Source organism: Rahnella sp. 2050, from assembly GCF_040544515.1.
GTDB lineage: Bacteria > Pseudomonadota > Gammaproteobacteria > Enterobacterales > Enterobacteriaceae > Rahnella > Rahnella aceris.
Genome location: NZ_JBEPKE010000001.1, coordinates 130,842 through 153,727 on the forward strand (window position 1 = coordinate 130,842; position 22,886 = coordinate 153,727).

A 22,886-nucleotide genomic window follows, 5' to 3' on the forward strand; every position below is an offset into this window, starting at 1 on the left:
CCTTGACTTAACTCCGGGCAACTGGCTTAAATGAAAAACGGTTGCTTTGCACTCGTCGACGTTTCATATCGAAAAAACTAATGTGAAGCGTACTGTGTTTGTTCAAAGCTGGTGCAGCATGACTCCATTACTGCACCCCGCATGAACAAATCTCCGTTGTCTTAGTCATGCTTAATCAAAGGTAGACCTTTTTTATGAATAACGTAGCGCACGGAACTGAAGAATTAATGCCGGTTTTTGATGGACATAACGATGTTTTGCTGCAACTTTGGACAGAACATCATCAGGATCCTGAACGCGCATTCCTTCAGGGGCCCGCCAGCGGACAACTGGACCTGCCGCGCTGTCGTGAAGCAGGCTTTGCTGGCGGGCTTTTCGCCGCCTGGGTGCCGACTCCGGATATTGATCTAGCAATTAGCGTGCCGGATCGTTCAGTGGACCCCCGTTTTCTGCCCGAAGGTACTCAAAAACATCCTGATTTTTCCCCTACACCTTCTTTCGATTTTGCACGTGATGTCACATTTGGCATGATGGCGTTCCTGCTGAGAATCGAAGCGCAATCGCAGGGCAAGGTGAAAATTTGTCGTACCGCGCAGGAGATCAGGCAGTCAATGCATAACCATGCATTAGCTGTGGTTATGCATATTGAGGGCGCCGAGGCAATTGATGAGGATTTGTATAATCTTGATGTGCTTTACAGCATGGGGCTGCGTTCCCTGGGGCCGGTATGGAGTCGTCCGAACATCTTCGGTGAGGGTGTGCCGTTTAAATATCAGACCTCACCGGATACCGGACCGGGGCTGACAGAGGCGGGTGTGCGTCTGGTGAAAGCCTGTAACCAGAAACGCATCATGATTGACCTCTCTCATCTGAATGAAAAAGGCTTCTGGCAGGTGGCTGAATTAAGTGATGCGCCGCTGGTGGCCAGCCATTCCAACGCATTCAGTATCTGCCCGCAGTCACGTAACCTGACCGATAAGCAGCTGCACGCCATCAAAGAAAGCCAGGGCTTCGTCGGGCTGAACTTTGCGGTGCCATTCCTGCGTGAAGACGGTAAACGCAGTGATGATACCGGCACCGATATTATGGTACGTCACATGGATTATCTGGTTGAGCATCTGGGTGAGGAGGGGGTCGGATTGGGATCAGACTTTGATGGCGCATCGATGGCACCGTTTTTGAAGGATGTGCGCGGGTTACCGGTGCTGGTTGAAGCCCTGCGCAAAGCGGGCTACGGCAATGCGCTGCTGGAAAAAATCTGCTACAAAAACTGGGTGAATGTGCTGGAACGTACCTGGGGAAACTAAGCGGGCCGCAAGGGCGTTCGCGGCAAAAAAAAAGGCAGCCACCAGGGCTAATGCCGATCAGTTAAGCATTTTTATGAATACAAATTCATTTTTGTGCTTCAAAGGATAATGAAGGAATCAGGCTTATAGCGCTATTTTTCTTCATCGAAGGCCCAAATTCACGGACCTCATTTCCTTAAGTGACCAGCATTAGCCACCTGGGCTGCCTTTTTGCTGTCTGTCATTCAGACTTATTTGAAGAAGTCTGCGCTTACAGTCAGGTTGCCACCGCTCTTGTTCTGCCACTGGCGGGTAATGTGGTAGAACTTGGCACCCTTGGCAGCCGCACGGTTCGCGACTTCCTGCGAAACATCCGTGGTGCTGTTGAAGTGGCCGGTAAAAGTGGTGGAATCAAACGGAACCATCTGTGCGGCAGTTACGTCATTCACTTCCTGAATCTTTGCACCGTTAGTGGCAGTGACAGTGTAACGCTTACCAGTTGATGACTGCGTTTCAAAGAAACGGCCAACATCACGGCTTGGGCTACCAGAGGATGCCACACCCGGAATTTCGACCTTGGCTGCTGCTGCTCCGCCCGCTGCCAGTGCTGCTTTACCGGCTTCAGAATCAGCAGGGATAGCATCCGGAGACTGAACAACACGTTTTTGTGCATCTTTCTTATAAATGAATGCAGTGATGTACTGGTTGCCGCCGCTGTTGGCATCAATCTGGCGAACGATGAAGAAGGAATACGCCCCTTTTTCTTTCGCTGCTTTCGTAATGGCATCGTTGACGTCTGGCTGGCTGCGGTAGAAACCGTTCACGGTGACGGTATCGAAAGGTTCGAGGCCGTAAGCAACATCTTTAGGCAGCTCAACCACACCGTTGATAACACGGTAGTGAGGATCATTGCTGATTTCTGGCGCATCTTTTTTATAGATGTCTGCAACTACGCGCCAGTTCCCGCTATTGTTAGTGCTGTTGGTATCTTGAATATAAAAATAATCTGCACCCAGCGTATCGGCACGGCGGGAAACGGCGTCAGCGGCGTCGCCCAGCGTGTTGAACCGCCCGGTAATAACAATGCGATCAAAAGGCTTGATGGCTGCGGCTTTCTGCGGGCTAATTTCCTGCGCGGCATGTGCAGCAGACAGCGCAGAAACAGAAAACAGGGCCGATGCGATGATCGTTTTTGTCAGCTTCATAAAAAATCCTTCCACCTTGCGCAGTAATGTTGAAACGTGCTGAATTCTTGATGTGTAACAGGTTAGCGGACGATTATTGCATGTAACAATGCCAAGTGTCTCAGCAATTTATGGCAATAATGCGTGTGCTACCGGTATATCACATCACTTTTATTACTGCGCATAACTTATATAAGTTTGTTGAATAATCCAAGTAGTGAAATAAATGTTAATTATTCACTATTTTCTAACTTTTATGCCCAGTCCGAGCGGGTTATGGTAGAAGGATCCTGAGTGATTGATCCGGTGTTACGGTTGTTATGAGGTGGATTAAAGGCTTGTTTCTCAGGGTTTGCAGCAGGTTTGCGGACCATATCGACTTTTTTAATATTAATTACCTGTCTATCGCTGTGATACGTAGATTATTGATTAGATATTCAGTAGGTTATAGTCAGCCTGAAAAAATAAAATTCGGTGGCTTATGAACCGACGGGCTTGTACTTGAATTGTTATGTCGATGACAAAAATCATCAATGAAAAGGGTGAAGGGAATACTATGCGTATTGGTGTACCAAGAGAGCGGTTGACCAATGAAGCCAGGGTTGCAGCCACGCCGAAAACGGTGGAGCAGTTGTTGAAACTCGGCTTTACGGTCGCTATCGAACAGGGGGCCGGTAAGTTAGCCAGCTTTGAAGACTCGGCTTATGAGCAAGCGGGGGCATCAGTCGTCAGCGGTGATGATGTATGGCACTCAGATATCGTTTTGAAGGTTAATGCGCCAGAAAACGATGAAATCGATAAATTACAGGCGGGAACCACGTTAGTCAGCTTTATCTGGCCTGCGCAAAACCCTGATCTGATCCAAAAACTGGCCGACCGTCAGGTGACGGCAATGGCTATGGATTCTGTGCCGCGTATTTCCCGTGCGCAATCCCTTGATGCCCTGAGCTCAATGGCTAACATTGCCGGTTATCGTGCGATCGTTGAAGCGGCGCATGAGTTCGGTCGTTTCTTTACCGGGCAGATTACTGCTGCGGGTAAAGTGCCACCGGCAAAAGTGATGATTATCGGTGCCGGTGTGGCTGGGCTGGCTGCTATCGGTGCAGCTGGCAGCCTCGGTGCTATCGTCCGTGCGTTTGATACCCGCCCGGAAGTGAAAGAGCAGGTCAAAAGTATGGGCGCTGAATTCCTCGAGCTGGATTTCGAGGAAGAAGCAGGCAGCGGCGACGGTTATGCCAAAGTGATGTCCGAAGCGTTCATTAAAGCGGAAATGGCGTTGTTTGCGGCGCAGGCCGAAGAAGTGGACATTATCGTCACGACCGCGTTGATCCCTGGCCGTCCTGCACCGAAGCTCATCACCAAAGAGATGGTTGCCTCTATGAAGCCGGGCAGTGTGATCGTCGATCTGGCGGCTCAGACAGGCGGTAACTGTGAGCTGACAGTAGCAGACAAAATCACGACCACTGAAAACGGCGTGAAGATTATCGGCTATACCGATTTGCCAAGTCGTCTGCCCACGCAGTCTTCCCAGCTTTACGGCACCAACCTGGTTAACCTGCTGAAATTGCTGTGCAAAGAGAAGAACGGTGAAATCGAGATTGATTTCGAAGATACCGTTGTGCGCGGTGTAACAGTCGTGAAATCCGGCGAAGTCACCTGGCCTGCGCCGCCGATTCAGGTCTCTGCTCAGCCTCAGGCTGCGAAAGCCGCAGAGCCTGTTGCCAAAGTTGAAGCCAAACCGGCGTCGCCGTGGACCAAATTCATCATTATGGCTGTGGCTATTGTGCTGTTTGGCTGGCTGGCGAACGTTGCCCCGAAAGAATTCCTTTCCCACTTTACCGTATTCGCGCTTTCGTGCGTGGTCGGTTATTACGTGGTGTGGAATGTCAGTCATGCGCTGCATACCCCGCTGATGTCGGTGACTAACGCCATCTCCGGGATTATCGTGGTCGGTGCCGTACTGCAAATCGGTCACGGCGGCTGGGTGAGTTTCCTGTCCTTCGTCGCAGTTCTGATTGCCAGTATCAATATTTTCGGCGGATTCACCGTCACTCAGCGCATGCTGAAGATGTTTCGTAAGAACTAAGGGGAATATATGTCTGGGGGTTTAGTAACAGCAGCATATATTGTTGCCGCAATTCTGTTTATTTGCAGCCTGGCTGGGTTGTCAAAACATGAAACATCCAAGCAGGGTAACATTTTCGGTGTCACCGGGATGGCGATCGCGTTAATCGCGACCATCCTTGGACCTGACTCCGGCAATGTTGGCTGGATCATCGTTGCTATGGTGATTGGCGGTGCGATCGGTGTTTATCTGGCGCGTAAAGTCGAAATGACCGAAATGCCTGAGCTGGTGGCGATTCTGCACAGCTTCGTGGGTCTGGCGGCGGTTCTGGTGGGCTTTAACAGCTATCTGGATCACGGTGTTGTGCCGATGGAAGGCGTGATGGAAAATATCCATCTGACCGAAGTATTCCTCGGTATCTTCATCGGCGCAGTGACCTTTACCGGTTCGATTGTGGCGTTCGGCAAACTGCGTGGGATCATCTCTTCCAAACCGCTGGCATTGCCACACCGGCATAAACTGAATCTGGCTGCACTGGTCATTTCCTTCCTGCTGATGGTGATGTTTGTTCGCACTGAAAGCGTAGGGCTGCAGGTTCTCGCATTACTGATCATGACCCTGATCGCACTGGCGTTTGGCTGGCACCTGGTGTCCTCCATCGGCGGCGCGGATATGCCGGTTGTGGTTTCCATGCTGAACTCCTATTCCGGTTGGGCTGCAGCTGCGGCAGGTTTCATGCTCAGCAACGACCTGCTGATCGTCACCGGTGCGCTGGTGGGGTCTTCCGGTGCAATTCTGTCCTATATCATGTGTAAAGCCATGAACCGTTCGTTCATTAGTGTGATTGCAGGCGGTTTCGGTACTGACGGTTCTTCTACCGGTGATGCTGAAGAGATGGGTGAATATCACGAAGCCAGCGCGGAAGATGTGGCTGATATGCTCAAAAATGCCAGCTCAGTAATCATCACTCCTGGCTATGGTATGGCAGTTGCTCAGGCACAGTATCCGGTGCATGACATCACGGCGAAATTGCGCGCGAAAGGCATCAAGGTGCGTTTCGGTATTCACCCTGTTGCGGGGCGTCTGCCGGGCCACATGAACGTCTTGTTGGCCGAAGCAAAAGTGCCGTATGACATCGTGCTGGAAATGGATGAAATCAATGATGATTTCAGCGATACCGACGTGGTGCTGGTTATTGGTGCCAATGACACCGTGAACCCGGCCGCGCAGGAAGATCCGCGCAGCCCAATCGCCGGTATGCCAGTGTTGGAAGTGTGGAAAGCGCAGAACGTGATTGTGTTTAAACGTTCAATGAATACCGGTTATGCCGGTGTGCAGAACCCGCTGTTCTTCAAAGAAAATACCCAAATGCTGTTTGGCGATGCTAAAGAAAGCGTAGAGAAAATCCTGCGCGCGCTGTAATCAATCGAAATCCGTAATGCAAAAGGCCAGTCAGTTGACTGGCCTTTATTTTTTGTATGAATCAGACTTTACTCGTCTTCATCTTCTTCGTCGTCATCTGACGTAATAGGGCATTCGAAATCATCGGGTTTGATTGCCAGCAAATCGCATTTCAGATGGTCGATCACCTGTTCGGTAGTATTCCCCAAAAATGCGGCAGAAAGGCCGGTGCGGCCAATCGCACCAAGAACAACCACACCTGCCTGCAAATGCTCTGCAAGGTCAGGAATGACTTCTTCCGGCAGGCCTTTTTCCACGTGCGTATATTTTTCATCAAGCTGGAATTTCTGTCGCAACGCTTTCATCGCGATCAGATGCTGACCGCGGATGGCGTCGTTATATACGCTTGGGTCGAAGTCCGGCAGTTCAATAGCAATATTGATTGGCGTAACCGGATAGGCGCCGACCAGATGGACTTCCGTCTGATTAACGTGAGACGCCAGCTCAATGGTCTCTTTCACCAGTTTAATGTTGAGCGGGTCGTGATAAGGTTCTTCGCTGGAAAGGTTGACAGCAACCACCGCTTTGCCGCCTTCCGGCCACGGCTGGTCTTTTACCATCCATACCGGACACGGACATTTACGCAGTAAGTTCCAGTCAGTCGGAGTGAAAATAACAGACTCAAGGCGGTCATGCTGATGAGCCATTTTCAACAACAAGTCGTGATTATTGGAAACGACTTCCTGAATGATGGCTTCGAAAGGTTTGTTATGCCAGACAACTTTGACATCAATGGGAATGCCAGCTTCGACATAATACCGGCACTGTTCTTTAATCCATTCTTCCCGTTCGCTGATCACACTTTGTCGCATACTGGTCCGTTCGTCGGGCGACAGCATGGTGGTCATCTCATAGGAGAAGTCATAAATCGACAGGAAGGCTTTGATGCGGCCGCCATTACGTTGCACCAGATAAACGGCACGACGTAGCGCGGGTTGGTCATCCTGATTGGGGTCTATAGCAACCAGTAAATTCTGATACTTAGCCATGGGGACTCCTTAACACCTGTAGAAGAACGGCGGTCAGTGTATTAAGTACAGAGTAAACCAAGATTAAGCAATCGGACAGAGGAGAAATTGAGTCGGATCAACAAATTATTCTTTGCAGATCCGACTCAATATTTATCAGGCAGAAACCGGAGCAGACTGACCGGCTAATTGAGAAAGCATTTCATGATTCTCAATGGTGATGTATTTACCTTTTACGCTCAGCATTTCTGATTTCTGGAAACGACCGAGTAAACGGCTGATAGTTTCCACGGTCAGGCCGAGGTAATTACCGATGTCGCCACGGGTCATGGTCAGGCGGAATTCGCGCTGAGAGAAACCACGTTGCGCAAAGCGGCGGGAGAGGTTGTAGATAAATGCAGCCAGTCGTTCTTCAGCATTTTTCTTCGACAACAGCAGGATCATATCCTGGTCGCCTTTTATCTCACCGCTCATCAGGCGCATCATTTGCTGGCGCAGATTCGGCATTTTTCCGGAGAGATCGTCGAGGGTCTCAAACGGAATTTCACAAACCATAGACGTTTCCAACGCTTGCGCAAAACTTGGATGCTGTAAGCCTCCAATGGCATCAAAACCCACTAAATCGCCCGCAAGATGGAAGCCTGTGATTTGCTCGTCGCCTTGCTCAGTGATGGTGTAACTTTTGATGGTGCCTGAGCGAATCGCATATAAAGACTTCAGTTCATCACCGGCTTTAAACAATGCCTGACCTTTTTGGATCGGCTTTTTCCTTTCAATAATGTTGTCTAACTGATCGAGTTCATGTTCGTTCAGCGTGAAAGGAATACAAAGCTGGCTGATGCTACAGTCCTGACAATGGATTGCACAGCCACCAGATTGGATACGTCGAATAATACGCTTTTCCGGGATCATAAGAGTCACTCTGGCAATATTGATATGGGTCAATTTTAACATCTTTTGCAGCGAGTGATAAGTAGCTATAAGTAGCTAAAAGGGCGAAATGTTAAAAAACCCCGTTTTTTAACGGGTTTTTTTTCTCATTATTTTGATCTGCACTGAGAATTAAGCCCAATTGAGAATCAATGAGATTCAAAGCTGGATCAAATTATCAGTAAAAAGAATATTTAAATTTTAGAGAATAAGTAGATTGAATCAATTTAGGAGAGAAAACGTCTATTTCATTATCCGTTTTGGTTCGTTATTGACCAAGGTTTTTTGCAATTCTTGCCGTAAAAGACGCATCGGATTATGGCATAAAACGCCGTACCGGATCGACTTTGATACCCATTCACCTCACAACCGCTTACAATGGCTGAATTCGTTTAGCTTTCGTTTACTTTAGGAAAGGTGTAATGCAGTCTGATTCTCTGGGTTTTCCGTTTGAAACCACGCTTGTTTTTATCGTTGTAGCTGTTGCGGCGCTGCTGACTGACATCTTTGCCCACCGCAGTCATAAGCCTATCGGCCTGAAAAGTGCCTCCCTTTGGACCCTATTCTGGATCGCTGTTTCTCTTGGTTTTGCCGGATTCTTATATATCCATCACGGCAAAGAAGTCGCCAGTCTTTTCCTTACCGGTTATGCGCTGGAACAGGTGCTTTCCATTGATAACCTGTTTGTGATTATGGCCATTTTTGCCTGGTTTAAAGTGCCGGATGGCTATCGTCACCGCATTCTTTACTGGGGCGTGATTGGCGCAATTGTCTTCAGGGGGATTTTCGTGGTGATTGGTACCAGCCTGCTGGCGCTGGGGCCATGGGTGGAAATGGTGTTTGCCGTTGTCATTCTCTGGACCGCTATTCTGATGATGCGCGCCTCCAGCGATGATGAAGAAAATGATGATTACTCCGATCATATTGCTAACCGTATGGTACGTCGTTTCTTCCCGGTGTTCCCGAAACTGGTGGGGCCACATTTTCTGGTCAGCAGTGAGCAGGTAGAAGCTGAACTGGCGAAGCCGGAAAATCAGGGCTTCAGCTTTACGGTGAAGAAGGGCGTACGTTATGCAACGCCGTTATTGCTGTGCATTGCTGTGGTTGAAATTTCAGACCTGATGTTTGCGTTTGACAGCGTACCTGCCGTCATCGCTGTCAGCCGTGAACCTCTGATCGTCTATTCCGCCATGATGTTTGCCGTGCTTGGTTTACGTACGATGTATTTCGTGCTCGAGGCTCTGCGTAAATATCTGGTGCATCTGGAGAAATCAGTGATCTTCCTGCTGTTCTTCGTGGCGGCAAAACTGGCACTGAATTCCAGTAACCATCTGTGGCATCACGGGATTGAAATCAGCGCATTAGCCAGCCTTTACGTGGTGCTGGGTGTTCTGGCGTTAGGCATCATTGCCAGCTTACTTTTCCCAGGGAAAAAAGAAGCCGCGTAACGCCAGTCTGAAATTTATGCATAAAAAAACGCTGCGATTGCAGCGTTTTTACTTTCTGCGGTAATTCTTTTAAAAGGCGTTACACATCGCCTTCATTATCTTTTTCGACTGCTTCATGAATGCGGTCCAGCATGTCCGGGAAGGCGGACTGCACACGGCTCCAGCTTGGAATGAACGGCTTTTCGCTCGGCGTATCCACAAAAGCCTGACCGGCTTCCATGATCGCGCCTGAGAATAATTCTACCGCCGATTCCTCGCTGTGACGGTCAAAAGTTAACCCGTTCATTTTGGCGTCATTTTCAAATCCGTCGATCATGTCCAGCGCATTACGATAATAGGTCGCTTTCAGAATACGGAAAGACTCACTGGTAATATTCACGCCGAGAATAGCCATCTTACGATACAGCGCTTTGGTGATATCAATACTCATGCGCTGTAAACCATTAGACGCATCCTCTTCTGACATCGGCTGGTGTTTATGGTCGTAATTGTCGGCAATATCCACCTGACAAATACGCTTGGTCGCCGTATTACGGTGCAGTTCTGACAGCACACCAATTTCCAGCCCCCAGTCACTCGGAATGCGCAAATCGTTCAGAACATGCGTGCGCATCGCAAATTCACCTGAAAGCGGGTAACGGAAGGTGCGCAGATACTCAAGAAAATCAGAGTGGCCGTAAACGATTTGCAGGGATTTCAGCAACGGGAAAACCAGCAGGCGACCGACGCGGCCATTGAATTTCCCGTCTGCCACACGGGCGTAATAACCTTTGCAGAAATCGTAATGGAAGTTGGGATTGGCCACCGGATACATCAGGCGAGCCAGCATCTCGCGACTGTACGTGACAATGTCACAATCATGCAGCCCGACCACTGAGGTGCGGCGCGAGGCCAGCGTATAGCCGACACAAAACCACACATTGCGGCCTTTGCCCGGTTCATTCGGGGAAAGGTTTTCTTTCTTAAGCTCCTCATCCAGTGCAGTCAGGCGCGGACCGTCATTCCATAAAATGCGGTGACGCTGCGGCAGGCGGGAGAAAAATTCGCGGGCAAATAAAAATTGATCACGGTCAGCGCGATCTAAACCAATAACGATTTCTTCCAGATACGGGACTTTCGTCAGCTCGTCGACAATGCGCGTCAGCGCCGGACCTTCCAGTTCTGAAAATAACGACGGTAATATTAATCCCATTGAACGGCGGCCGGAGAACACCTGCAGATCGTATTCCAGTTCTTCGACTTTGCGGTTCGTCAGATTATGAAAATTAGTAATGACACCATCCTGATAAAAATCGCTCATACGGTATTCTCCAATTTTAGAATAGATAAAATTATTGGAAGTCTTCTCTGCAAACACAGAACGATAAACAATGTGGAAACCAACTGTTAATAAAGTATTTTACCTTTTCCATTTTTCCTTCAGAGAAGGGTAATAAAATGATTCAGCCCCTGACTCCAGCCGCGCGGGCCAAATTCATCGGTGCGAAAAACCTGTGTCACATCGTCTCGCTGTAGCGGCATTTCATGCTCATGATGGCCTTTGATCACCACGGCGTAATTCACCGCTTCCAGCATAGATAAATCATTAGGGCCATCTCCCAGACCTATGCTTAACACCGGATGACCGCGTTTTTGCTGATAGCGCGCCGTTAACCATTGCACCGCCTGACCTTTACCGGCACCAGCCCCCATTACGTGCCAGAAACGCCCGCCGCGTGTCAGTGACAGGCCTTCGCGCGTGAGACATTTTTTCAGGTGCGCGAAATCCAGATCATTACCGAACCAGATCAGCGGTTCAGAAGCGTCACGTTGCATCGCCAGTGCCGCGTCCTTGACCGCCAGTCCGGTCCAGACTGCGACCTGTTTCGCCGTGACATCACCAAAGCCGCGAAACTCAAAATCATAACGCTGGCGTAGTTCCACTAAAACCTGGCGGATCTCGCGATAACTCGCGCCGGAAAGGTGAAACGGCGCGGCGTCCTCATCCCGCCAGTCAGGTGGCAGATGAATGATTGCGCCATTTTCTGCAATAAAAGGCTGCTGTGTCAGATTCAGGTCAGCCTGTAATTCCGCCACTTCTGCTGAGGTTTTACTGGTGGTTAAAATTAACGGAATCTGGGCCACCGAGAGTTTATCCAGCCAGGGCTGCGCGGGTTGCCAACTGTAATCATGATGGTCGAGCAGTGAGCCATCAAGGTCAGTGAAAATAATCAAGGGATCATCAAGGTAAGGCATTTTTTCTCCTCAATTGTGCCGGGGAACCTAAGCACAAGCTCACTGGTTTACTTCTTCCCCAGCAGCTAAGTATAGATATAAAAATGAGTTTTAACGGCGGGCAGGGCATTTCCGGAATTTTTACCGACGCATTTCCGCAGGCGTGTGACTTTACCCGCAGCGGGTTTATGGCGATAATTTGGTGCAGTCCCCCCGCTGAAAAAGAGGTAAGCAGATGAGCGAAGATGATGATTTATTCAGTCAGGAGATGGCAGGTGTACAGCCACTGGCGTCGGATAAACGGGTGGTCTACCTCAAAAACTCAGTTGCGGGGCACAAGGTGAGTGCAGACCCTGAGTCGGAAATACGTGAGAATCCGCTGACTACCGGCTTTCTGAATATTCAGCCATGCGATGACCCTCTCGAATACAAACACGATGGCGTACAGCAGGGAGTGCTGGATAAACTCCGGCAGGGGAAATACCCGCTGGAAGCCAGCCTGAACCTGTTGCGCAAACCTGTTGAGCAGTGCCGTCAGGAACTGTTTGCCTTTTTCTGTCAGGCACAGGCTGAAAATTTACGCACCTTGCTGATTATTCATGGGCGTGGCCGCGAAGACGAAAGTCATGCGAATATTGTGCGCAGTTATATTGCCAAATGGCTGCAGCAACTGGATGACGTGCAAGCGTTTTGCGTCGCTGTTCAGAAAGATGGCGGTGCAGGAGCCTGTTATGTCGCACTAAAGAAAACCGCGCAGGCAAAACAGGAAAACTGGGAGCGCCACGCCAAGCGCAGCCGGTAATTTTTATTGCGCTATGGTTCAACGGTGCGTCCGTTGCAGCGTGGTTTAAGCATCACCCCTTACTGTCCTGATACTTTTCATGCCCGGCGACGGGCACTTAATCGAGTTACTTCCATGTTCTCAAAACCGGTTTATCTGCGCTGTACACTTGTGTTGTGCGGCGTCAGCCTTTTATCTGCCTGTGATCGTCATATTCCTGAGCCGCTGGTGATTGAGGGCAAAACTATGGGCACGTTTTATCGTGTCAGTCTGGCAGGAGTGGATAAAAACCGGGAACCGGCGCTGCGCGAACAAATTGAAGCACAGCTTAAAGAAGACGATCATCAGCTGTCGACTTACAAAGATGACTCCGTACTGTCACGTTTTAATCAGTATCAGGGCAACGTGCCGCAGCCGATCAGTGAAGGAATGGCCGATGCGATTGTTACCTCCATCCGGATTGGCAGGCTGACCGGTGGCGCGATGGATATTACTGTCGGCCCGCTGGTGAATCTGTGGGGATTCGGGCCGGACAAACAGCCGGTAAAAATCCCGACAACGGAGCAAATCGATGCCGCCCGCGCCCGCACGGGTTTACAGCATCTTAAAGTGATCCAGCAAAATGACGGGCAGTACCTGCAAAAAGATTTACCCGGGATGTATGTCGATCTCTCGACCGTGGGCGAAGGCTACGCTACCGATCATCTGGCACGTTTAATAGAAGGCAACGGCATCAGCAATTATCTGGTGTCTGTCGGCGGAGCGGTGGTTTCCCGCGGGCATAACGCGCAGGATAAACCCTGGCAGGTGGCAGTTCAGAAACCGACGGACAAAGAAACTGCGGTGCAGGCGATTGTTGATTTGCAGGGCATGGGGATCAGCACTTCCGGCAGTTATCGTAATTATTACGAACTGAACGGCAAACGCCTTTCACACATCATTGATCCGGCGACCGGTTCGCCGATCACGCACAAGCTGGTGTCAGCCACGGTGATTGCACCGACCGCACTGGAAGCGGATGGCTGGGATACCGGCCTGATGGTACTTGGCACGAAGAAAGCGCTGGCGCTGGCTGAGCAACAGCATCTGGCGGTGTATCTCATCACCAGAGAAGGCGACACGTTTAAAAGCTACATGTCTCCACAATTCAAAGCCTATCTGAAAGATCCGGAGTAGGTTTTCGCTGCTTCAGATCCTCCTTGTCTGAAGCAGCGCCAAAGTCTTAGTGTTTCGCGGTGCTGATCAGCTCGAACAACACGACAGTGCGGGAGGTGCAGACGTACTCGCGGCCAAACTCAAAGTTGTGCTCGTTGATGTCGTCCGGCTGGAAGGTATCGAAAATATGTCGCCAGCTTTCACCGTGCGCCACCGAAGGCAAGGTGAACACCACGTCTTCGTGTGACGCGTTGAACAGCAGCAACACGGTGCTTAGTGAGCCCTGGCGAACCAGACCGGTGGGCTGGGCGCGCCCGTCAAGCAGCATCGCAATGCATTTGGCATGCGGATCTTTCCATGCCGCATCCGTCATTTCCGGCCCCTGTGGCTGGAACCAACTGACATCTTTCACTCCCAGTTTTTCATGCAATGCGCCCGTCAGGAAACGTCCGCGATGCAATATCGGGAAGCGCTTACGCAGGGCAATGAGCCGGTAGGTGAATAGCAACAACGACTGACCTTTGTCTCCAATATCCCAGTTCACCCAGGCAATCTCTGTGTCCTGACAATAGGCGTTATTATTGCCGTTTTGCGAGCGGCCAAATTCATCACCCGCAAGCAGCATCGGCGTTCCCTGAGAAAGCAGTAACGTCGCCAGCATATTACGCATTTGCCGCAACCGCAGTTCATTGATGGCCGGATCGTCAGTCGGGCCTTCCACACCATAGTTGGCCGAAATATTGTTATCGCTGCCATCCTTGCCGTCTTCGCCGTTCGCTTCGTTGTGTTTACTGGCATACGACACCCAGTCATTGAGCGTGAAACCATCATGGGCAGTAATAAAATTCACGGAAGCATAAGGCTTGCGGCCCCGGTGATTAAACAGATCTGCTGAACCGGAAAGCCGTGTGACAAACTGCGCCAGTTGGCCCTCGTCGCCACGCCAGAATTTGCGCACCGTGTCGCGGAACCGGTCGTTCCATTCCATCCAGCCCGGCGGGAAGCCGCCCACCTGATAGCCGCCGGGACCGCAATCCCAGGGTTCGGCGATCAGTTTGCACTGACTGAGGATCGGATCCTGACGGCAGGTGTCGAGAAAACCGCAGCCCTCATCAAAGCCATAGCTTTCACGTCCGAGGATCGTCGCCAGATCAAAGCGGAAACCATCGACCTGCATCTCGGTTGCCCAGTATCGCAGCGAGTCTGTGACCATCTGTAATACGCGCGGATGACTGAGATTGAGCGTATTACCGGTACCGGTATCGTTAATGTAATAACGCTTATTGTCCGGCATCAGCCGGTAATAGCTGGCGTTATCGATACCTTTAAAAGACAGCGTCGGACCCAGCTCGTTACCTTCAGCGGTATGGTTGTAAACGACATCCAGAATGACCTCAATACCCGCAGCGTGCAGGGTGGCGATCATTTGTTTGAATTCGTTGACGGTATGCGTTGCCATATATTGCGGATGCGGCGCAAAGAAACTCAGCGTGTTGTAGCCCCAGAAATTATGCAGACCTTTGTCCTGCAAGTGCCGGTCATCGGTGAAGGCGTGGACCGGCATCAGCTCGACAGACGTGACCCCGAGAGAACGGATATAGTCCACGATATGCGGCGTGCTCATGCCGGAAAACGTGCCGCGCAAATGCTCAGGTACTGCCGGATGGCGCATGGTATAGCCGCGTACATGCGTCTCATAAATCAGGGTTTTTTCCCAGGGGATATGTCTTTTACGTGAACGGGCCCACGAGAATGCCGGATCAATCACCCGGCATTTAGGCAAAAACGGTGCGCTGTCACTGTTATCGATGTGCAAATCTTTCTTTGGGCTTTGCAGGTCATAGGCAAACAGAGCATCGTCCCATTTCAGTTCGCCGACAATCTGCTTGGCGTAAGGGTCGAGCAGTAACTTGGCGGGATTAAACCGGTGACCATCGTGCGGCGCATAGGGACCATGCACGCGATAGGCATACAGCAGGCCAGGACGGGCATCCGGCAGATAACCATGCCAGACTTCATCGGTATATTCCGGCAGTTCGATCACATCATATTGCTCGCCGTTTTCGTTAAAAAGACACAGTTCTACCTTGGTGGCGTTGGCTGAAAACAGTGCGAAATTTACGCCCAGCCCGTCCCAGGTCGCCCCCAGAGGCACCGGCAGTCCTTCGCGTACCCGTGTGGTGTGTCCGGAATCGAAACTGCGCACAATTTCACCGTCGCTGTAAGGCTCGATAATACGTACGCCAAACTCATCTACTGCAATATCAACCTGTAAATGCGCCGGAAGGGTGCGGATTGCTTCCGTTGTTACGGCAGGTTTACTTATCTTGCTGGATCGGGCCTTTGCCATACTTGACGTCACTCCGTTTCAGGGAAATCTGACAAAAATTGCCGAAAAGGGCCGTCTGCGTTCACGCAGACGATAACAACGAGTGTAGACCGGACTTCGTAACTTCTCCCGTAAACCGCCGAAAAGCTGTACAAGAGGAAGGGCTTCGTCGATAGTGAAAGCGAAAAAGCTAGCCTGCTAGTTATTGTCTGACTTTATCCAGAGGAATCTCCATGACCATCGCGTTGCTCAGCCATGTTGAACTTGATGCTGGCTATCCTGACCGGTTCGAAGTGGCCGGTTTTACTCTCTTTTTTGCGACGACGCCTGAACAACGTGCGAACCTTAATCCGCAGATTGCTCAGCAAATCCGTGCGGTATTAACCATTGGCAGCATCGGACTAAGTGCAACTGAAATGGACGCGTTACCGTCGCTGGAAATCATTTGTGCACAGGGTGTAGGGTTTGAACATATTGATGTCGCGGCTGCAAAACAGCGCGGTATTCACGTCACGAATGGCCCCGGCACCAATAACGCTTCTGTCGCTGACCATACACTGGCGCTGATGCTGGCGGTCACGCGGAAAATCCCGCAGTTTGATGCCGCTGTACGTACGGGAGAATGGAAAAAAACGCGCTGGAATACGCCGGGAATGGCGGGTAAACGTCTGGGAATTATCGGGCTGGGAAATATCGGTGCATTGATTGCCCGCCGCGCGGCGGGCGGATTTGATATGGCGATCGGGTATCACAACCGGCGTTCGCTGGAAGACAGCCCGTACCGTTATTTCCTCACCATCACTGAGCTGGCTGAGTGGGCTGATTATCTCGTGGTGGCGACGCCGGGCGGCAAAAATACCGCCAGGCTGGTGGATGGCAATATTCTGCGCGCGCTGGGGCCGGAAGGGTTTTTGATTAATATTGCGCGGGGAAGTGTGGTGGACAGCGCCGCGCTGATTGCCAGCCTGCACAATAACGAAATCGCCGGTGCCGCACTGGATGTGGTGGACGGCGAGCCGCAGGTGCCGGCAGAAATGCTCACGCTGGATAATCTGGTGATCACGCCGCACGTCGCGGGGCGTTCGCCGGAATCAGTAGAAAATATGCTGACCCTGGTGTTATCAAATCTTGAGGCGCATTTTGGCGGCAAACCGGTCTTGACGCCGGTGCCTGAGTAAGGCGCTGATTGTTACCGTATTGCTGAGAATGCTTTAAAAACGCTGCTTGCCGGCGTTTTTTTATGGCGGCCAAAAAACAGACACCTGATTTCTATAGTCGTAAAAAGCATAAGTAACCGCTTTTTCTTATTTGTCTGGCATAGCAACAGATCGTAACAATAGGGTTTTCGGCAAGCAAAGAGGCAGACAGCGGTGAACTTTCAACAACTCAAAATTATACGGGAATCAGCGCGATGCAATTACAACCTGACCGAAGTATCGAACATGCTGTTCACGTCGCAGTCAGGTGTCAGCCGTCATATCCGCGAGCTGGAAGATGAGCTGGGCGTTGAGATATTTATCCGTCGTGGAAAGCGCTTACTGGGGCTGACTGAGCCGGGTAAAGAGTTGCTTGCAGTGGCCGAGAGAATTCTCAATGAGGCGCAGAATATCCGCCGTCTTGCGGATGTTTTCTCTAAAGAAGACGCGGGCGTGCTGACCATCGCCACCACTCACACTCAGGCGCGTTACAGTTTGCCTAAAGTCATCAAAGCCTTCCGTGCAATTTATCCGGGTGTACGCCTCGAGTTGCATCAGGGCTCGCCACAGGAAGTGCTGACAATGCTGCTGAGCGGGCAGGCGGATGTCGCCATCGCCAGCGAAAAGCTGATGAATGATCCGTCAGTCGCCGCGTTTCCTTATTACCGCTGGCATCACGCAATTGTCGTACCGCAAGGGCATCCGCTGACGTTGCAACACCCGCTGACGTTACAACATCTGAGCGAACAACCACTGATCACCTATCGTCAGGGTATCACTGGCCGTTCCCGTCTCGATGAAGCTTTCAGCCGTGCCGCGCTGACCGCCGATATCGTGCTGAGTGCGCAGGATTCTGATGTGATTAAAACCTACGTCGAGCTGGGGTTGGGCGTGGGTATCCTGGCAGATAAGGCATTTGAAGCCGCCCGTGATACCGGCCTGCAGTTGATCAATGCCGAGCATTTATTTGAAGCCAATACGGTCTGGCTGGGACTGAAGAAAGCGCAATTGCAGAGAAACTACGTATGGCGGTTTATTGAGTTGTGTAATCCGGGTCTTTCTGTGAATGAGATCAAAGAGAAGGTATTTGCGACGGGCGGCGAGCCGGTGATTGACTATCAGATCTGAGGGGCAAGCTTTTCGCTCCTCCCCCTGCGAAGGAGGAGGCTGGGAGGGAGCTAACGGAGCTAGGTAAATTTTACATATAAAAAAACCGGTCATGAGACCGGTTTTTTCCCTTCGCTAAAAGCGAAACCTAGACTGCCGGTTTGGCGATCACATTGCGGTTTTCCATGCGAACTTCAGCAATGTTCACCTCAATGATGTCGCTCTGGCGGTAGGCCACTTCGCCTTTAATCAGGACAGTACCGGTATCGGCGCTGCACACCAGTTCGTCGCGCACGCTGTGCAGGAACGGAGCAGGGATGAACGCCACGGCACCGATATCTTGCAGACGTATGCGCAGGCCGCCGCGGGTGACATCGATAATTTCAGCACTGAATTTAACGTCAGTGCCGACTTTATCTTCCAGGTAACGGGCATACAACCAGTCACCGACATCGCGCTCGGCCATGCGGTTGGCACGACGGCGTTCTGCCAGTTGAATGGTCATGTCGTCCTGAGGTTTTTCAGCAGACTGTTGCAGGATCATCGCTTTCAGCAAACGGTGGTTCACCATGTCGCCGTATTTACGGATAGGTGATGTCCAGGTCGCATAAGCTTCCAGCCCCAGGCCGAAGTGCGGCCCCGGAGTGGTGCTGATTTCTGCAAAGGTCTGGAAACGACGGATGCGACTGTCGAGGAACTGGGTTGGCAATGCATCAAGCTTACGGCGCAGAGCGCAGAAGCCCGGCAGGGTCAGCAGTTCTTCAGCGTTGGCTTCAACGTCATTCGCCTGCAGCACGGTGACCGCGTTTTCCACCAGCAGAGGATCAAAACCGGTATGCACGTTATAAACGCCGAAACCGAGGCTGTCGCGCAGGGCGATAGCGGCACAGACGTTGGCGGCAATCATCGATTCTTCAACGATGCGGTTAGCAATGCGGCGATGCTCGGCGATGATTTCCAGCACGTTACCTTTCTCACCCAGCACGAAGCGGTAATCAGGACGGTCTTTAAATACCAGTGCATGTTCGGTACGCCATGCGCTGCGCACGTCGCAGACGCGTTTGAGCAGGCGGATCTGTGAGGCGATCACCTCACTGGCCGGTTGCCATTCGCTTTTCTCATCCGCTTCCAGCCAGTCAGACACGTCGTCATAAGCCAGTTTGGCTTTCGACTCGATAGTCGCCGCGAAGAAACGAATGTCGCTGCCCAGTGTGCCATCTGCGCCTACCGTGACAGAACACGCCAGAACCGGACGGCTGACGTCCGGCCACAGGGAACAGATATCATCGGACAATTCACGCGGTAGCATCGGGATGTTGAAGCCCGGCAGATAGTTGGTGAATGCGCGTTTTTTCGCAATGTTGTCCAGCTCGCTGCCTTCGCTGACGTAAGCCGTCGGGTCAGCAATTGCGACAGTCATTTGCAGGGTGCCGTCGCTGTTGTCTTTCACATACAGCGCGTCATCCATGTCCTGCGTACTGCCGCTGTCGATAGTGACAAATGGCAGGGCGGTCAGGTCTTCGCGGGTCAGGCCTTCATCGCGTAGCTCGGCAATGTCAGATTTCGGCGCTTCACGTTCAAGGTTATGACGTGCCAGCGTGACCCACCACGGCGCAAGATCGTCGGCGCCGGTGGTGATCCATTCGGTGATTTCAGCCTGGAAGCTGTGGTCGCCTTCTTTCAGCGGGTGACGGCGCATTTCAGCCACACACCAGTCGCCGTCATTCACTTCATGATTGATGTTGCGGGCAACGCGGCACTGAATAGCATCACGTAATAAAGGATGATCCGGAATGATAGAAAGACGGTCGTCTTTCTTCGTTACGCGGCCAACAAAACGGCTGAGAAAAGGTTCAACCAATGTTTCCGGCTGGACGACTTCACGCTCTTTTTCGGTTTGCAGGGAAGCGATAACGCGATCCCCGTGCATGACTTTTTTCATGTACGGAGGCGGAATGAAATAGCTTTTTTGACCGTCTACTTCAAGAAAGCCAAAGCCTTTCTCAGTGCCTTTTACGATGCCTTCGACACGCGGAGTCTGAGAGTGAAGTTGCTGTTTTAGCTGCGCGAGCAGCGGGTTATCTTGAAACATATCGTCCAGAGAATTGGGGGTTAATGTGGCTCGATTAGCGGCAGACAGTTTTACGCGATCTGACCCCTTCGGGCAAGCGGCATCTGCCCCTTTCGCCTCATAACCCTGAAGCGAAAGGGGAGATTTGCGCGATGTCGCGCAAGTACGACTTATGCGATACGTTGCAGGTCCACTTTTTGTTCGCAGCGACGGATAGTCACCGGTACGGCTTTGGAGGTCGGGGTGTGGGTCTGGTCACCAAAACTGGACATCGGCACCAGCGGGTTGGTTTCCGGATAATAAGCCGCCAGGTTACCGCGTGGAATATCGTAGCTGACCAGTTTAAAACCGGTCACTTTGCGCTCAATGCCGTCGTTCCACAGCGTTTCGATTTCCACCAGTTCACCGTCTTTCAGGCCCAAGTCCGCCAGATCCTGCGGGTGAATGAACAACACTTCACGCTGGCCGTAAACACCACGGTAACGGTCATCGAGGCCATAAATGGTGGTGTTGTACTGGTCGTGAGAGCGTAACGTTTGCAGGGTGAACGGCGCATTCTGGTCGCCCATCGGGATCAGCACTTCAGGCAACGGTGATGCACTGAAATTGGCCTTGCCACTCAGGGTGTTGAATTTCAGCTCTGCTGCCGCATTACCGAGATAGAAACCGCCTTTGATATCGCAGCGCGCATTGAAATCCCGGAAGCCCGGAATGGTGGCTTCAATATGCTCGCGGATAAGATTGTAATCGTCAGCCAGCGCCATCCAGTCGAGGTATTTATCACCCAGAACGGCATTGGCGATACCGCAGACAATCGCGGTTTCAGAACGCAGTTCTTTGGATAACGGAATGCCTACGCCTTCGGAGGCATGTACCATGCTAAAGGAGTCTTCAACGGTGATGAACTGCGAACCGGTCGCCTGCATATCCAGTTCGGTACGGCCCAGCGTTGGCAGGATCAGCGCTTCTGCACCCGGCGTCAGGTGTGTACGGTTCAGTTTGGTGCTGATCTGAACGGACAAATCCAGATTGCTTAGCGCCTGTTCTGTACGCGGAGTATCCGGTGCCGCCGCCGCCAGATTACCGCCAAGGCAGATCAGGACTTTGGCTTCTTTACGCAGCATGGCTTCCAGCGCTTCTACGGTGTTATGACCCGGGACACGCGGTGGTGTGAATTTGAAGTGGCTTTCCATCGCATCGAGCAACGCTTTTGGCGCTTTCTCATCGATACCCATGGTGCGGTTACCCTGCACGTTGCTGTGACCGCGCACCGGACACAACCCGGCGCCAGGTTTGCCAAGCTGACCAAACAACAGTTGCAGGTTGGTGATTTCACGCACGGTCGGCACAGAGTGTTTATGCTGCGTCACGCCCATCGCCCAGGTACAAATCACCCGTTCGGCGTTCATATAAATGCTTGCCGCTTCGCGCAAGTCCTGTTCACTCAGACCTGACTGTTCAGTAATTTTTTCCCAGCTGGTGGCATCGACCACGGCCAGATACTCATCGACACCGGCACAGTTTGCCGCGATAAATTCTTCATCGAACAGGGAAGGCTGACCGGAAGCAATACGTTCGCGGTGTGTCTGCAATAACGCTTTAACGATACCGCGCACGGCAGCCATGTCGCCGCCAAGGTTTGGCTGGTAATAGGCGGCGCTGATGCGACCCGCTTTCGGTGTGACCACTTCCAGCGGTTTTTGCGGATCGGCAAAACGTTCCAGACCCCGTTCACGCAGGGTATTAAAGCTGACCACTTTTGCCCCCCGGTCAGACGCATGACGCAGACTGTGCAGCATACGCGGGTGGTTGGTGCCCGGGTTCTGGCCGAAGACGAAAATGGCGTCTGCTTTCTCAAAATCATCCAGACGGATAGTGCCTTTACCGACGCCGATGCTTTGTTTGAGGCCCACACCGCTGGCTTCGTGACACATGTTCGAACAGTCAGGGAAGTTGTTGGTACCGAACATACGGCCGAACACCTGATACAGATAAGAGGCTTCGTTACTGGCGCGGCCGGAGGTGTAGAAATCTGCCTGATCGGGACTTTCCAGCCCGTTAAGATGGCTGGCGATCAGTGAGAATGCGGCATCCCAGCTGATAGGCTCGTAATGATCGGTGGTGCGGTTGTAACGCATCGGATGGGTAAGACGCCCCTGATATTCCAGGAAATAATCGCTCTGTGCACGCAGCTTACTCACACTGTGTTGAGCAAAGAACTCTGGTTCGACGGCTTTGCGGGTGGCTTCCCAGCTGACGGCTTTCGCACCGTTTTCACAGAAGCTGAATGTGCTGTGATTATCGTCTCCCCAGGCACAGCCCGGACAGTCAAAACCGCGACCTTTGTTAACACGCATCAGGTTACGCAGGTTAGAAAGGACTTTCTTACTGTCGAAGACGAAACGGGTGGTGGATTCCAGTGCACCCCAGCCGCCGGCCGCGCCGTGGTAGGGTTTGATCTCAGTTTTGAATTTCATAGTTATGCTTCGCAGGTGGTTTTTGTCTTGTCTGTGAACAAACCGGATGATGAGTTGTTAACCGGATTGTTAATTTTATGTCACAAGTTTAGGAGTGGGTGACAAGAACGTCTAATCGAATGCTGTGATGGAGCGATAGGAATCCTCTATCGCAGGGAAATATCGGGGAATAACGGAAATTCCCCGCAAGGAAAGGGGCGCATCACCGTATTTC

16 protein-coding genes are annotated in these 22,886 nt (G+C 51.6%); 8 read left to right on the top strand and 8 right to left on the bottom strand.

Translation table 11 applies throughout. The features are described 5' to 3' along the window. The first annotated feature begins 194 nt into the window (after positions 1 to 194). On the top strand, positions 195 to 1,307 hold the full coding sequence (locus ABIC79_RS00535; RefSeq protein WP_119261654.1) for a dipeptidase: 1,113 nt from the start codon (positions 195 to 197) through the stop codon (positions 1,305 to 1,307). Positions 1,308 to 1,537: 230 nt separating this feature from the next. On the opposite strand, the gene ydgH is transcribed toward ABIC79_RS00535, so the two are convergent. Then, positions 1,538 to 2,491 (bottom strand): DUF1471 family protein YdgH, encoded by a 954-nt coding sequence (gene ydgH, locus ABIC79_RS00540; protein ID WP_013575568.1) that lies wholly within the window; start codon positions 2,489 to 2,491, stop codon positions 1,538 to 1,540. A gap of 535 nt (positions 2,492 to 3,026) precedes the next feature. On the opposite strand from ydgH, the gene pntA reads away from it, so the two are divergent. Further along, a complete protein-coding gene (pntA, locus tag ABIC79_RS00545; RefSeq protein WP_119261653.1) occupies positions 3,027 to 4,556 on the top strand; it encodes a Re/Si-specific NAD(P)(+) transhydrogenase subunit alpha in 1,530 nt (509 codons plus the stop codon). Positions 4,557 to 4,565: 9 nt separating this feature from the next. Continuing rightward, positions 4,566 to 5,957, top strand: a complete 1,392-nt coding sequence (gene pntB, locus ABIC79_RS00550) for a Re/Si-specific NAD(P)(+) transhydrogenase subunit beta (RefSeq protein ID WP_013575566.1) — start codon at positions 4,566 to 4,568, stop codon at positions 5,955 to 5,957. A gap of 68 nt (positions 5,958 to 6,025) precedes the next feature. Here pntB and uspE read toward each other — a convergent pair whose 3' ends face one another. After that, on the bottom strand, positions 6,026 to 6,985 hold the full coding sequence (gene uspE / locus ABIC79_RS00555; protein WP_013575565.1) for a universal stress protein UspE: 960 nt from the start codon (positions 6,983 to 6,985) through the stop codon (positions 6,026 to 6,028). A gap of 135 nt (positions 6,986 to 7,120) precedes the next feature. After that, entirely contained in the window at positions 7,121 to 7,876 is a 756-nt protein-coding gene (gene fnr, locus ABIC79_RS00560; RefSeq protein ID WP_013575564.1) for a fumarate/nitrate reduction transcriptional regulator Fnr, read from the bottom strand. Positions 7,877 to 8,316: 440 nt separating this feature from the next. On the opposite strand from fnr, the gene ABIC79_RS00565 reads away from it, so the two are divergent. Continuing rightward, positions 8,317 to 9,342: a TerC/Alx family metal homeostasis membrane protein gene (locus ABIC79_RS00565; protein ID WP_121019328.1), complete on the top strand. Its 1,026-nt coding sequence runs from the start codon at positions 8,317 to 8,319 to the stop codon at positions 9,340 to 9,342. Positions 9,343 to 9,421: 79 nt separating this feature from the next. On the opposite strand, the gene ABIC79_RS00570 is transcribed toward ABIC79_RS00565, so the two are convergent. Further along, on the bottom strand, positions 9,422 to 10,642 hold the full coding sequence (locus tag ABIC79_RS00570) for a glycosyltransferase family protein (RefSeq protein ID WP_013575562.1): 1,221 nt from the start codon (positions 10,640 to 10,642) through the stop codon (positions 9,422 to 9,424). 119 nt (positions 10,643 to 10,761) lie between these two features. Further along, positions 10,762 to 11,577 carry a mannosyl-3-phosphoglycerate phosphatase-related protein gene (locus ABIC79_RS00575; RefSeq protein WP_112152280.1) on the bottom strand — a complete coding sequence of 272 codons (816 nt, stop codon included), beginning with the start codon at positions 11,575 to 11,577 and terminating at the stop codon, positions 10,762 to 10,764. Between the two features lie 214 nt (positions 11,578 to 11,791). On the opposite strand from ABIC79_RS00575, the gene smrA reads away from it, so the two are divergent. Together smrA and apbE are read left to right on the top strand one after the other, a co-directional pair. Beyond that, positions 11,792 to 12,358 carry a DNA endonuclease SmrA gene (smrA, locus tag ABIC79_RS00580; RefSeq protein ID WP_015689944.1) on the top strand — a complete coding sequence of 189 codons (567 nt, stop codon included), beginning with the start codon at positions 11,792 to 11,794 and terminating at the stop codon, positions 12,356 to 12,358. A gap of 114 nt (positions 12,359 to 12,472) precedes the next feature. After that, positions 12,473 to 13,513: an FAD:protein FMN transferase ApbE gene (gene apbE, locus ABIC79_RS00585; protein ID WP_013575559.1), complete on the top strand. Its 1,041-nt coding sequence runs from the start codon at positions 12,473 to 12,475 to the stop codon at positions 13,511 to 13,513. A 46-nt stretch (positions 13,514 to 13,559) separates the two neighbouring features. Here apbE and glgX read toward each other — a convergent pair whose 3' ends face one another. Beyond that, positions 13,560 to 15,842, bottom strand: coding sequence for a glycogen debranching protein GlgX (gene glgX, locus ABIC79_RS00590; RefSeq protein ID WP_013575558.1), 2,283 nt, complete (start codon positions 15,840 to 15,842; stop codon positions 13,560 to 13,562). Positions 15,843 to 16,054: 212 nt separating this feature from the next. Here glgX and ABIC79_RS00595 point away from each other — a divergent pair, with 212 nt between their 5' ends. After that, the gene (locus ABIC79_RS00595; RefSeq protein ID WP_354566438.1) at positions 16,055 to 16,999 is read left to right on the top strand and encodes a 2-hydroxyacid dehydrogenase; all 945 of its coding nucleotides are present in this window, start codon (positions 16,055 to 16,057) and stop codon (positions 16,997 to 16,999) included. 192 nt (positions 17,000 to 17,191) lie between these two features. Further along, positions 17,192 to 18,145, top strand: coding sequence for an HTH-type transcriptional regulator Cbl (cbl, locus tag ABIC79_RS00600; protein WP_013575556.1), 954 nt, complete (start codon positions 17,192 to 17,194; stop codon positions 18,143 to 18,145). A gap of 127 nt (positions 18,146 to 18,272) precedes the next feature. Here the strand turns inward: cbl and ABIC79_RS00605 are convergent, their stop codons facing one another. Then, the gene (locus ABIC79_RS00605) at positions 18,273 to 20,216 is read right to left on the bottom strand and encodes an exoribonuclease II (protein ID WP_126124896.1); all 1,944 of its coding nucleotides are present in this window, start codon (positions 20,214 to 20,216) and stop codon (positions 18,273 to 18,275) included. Between the two features lie 149 nt (positions 20,217 to 20,365). Further along, complete coding sequence (locus tag ABIC79_RS00610; RefSeq protein WP_354566441.1) at positions 20,366 to 22,672, bottom strand: FdhF/YdeP family oxidoreductase; 2,307 nt, start codon at positions 22,670 to 22,672, stop codon at positions 20,366 to 20,368. Positions 22,673 to 22,886 lie beyond the last annotated feature (214 nt).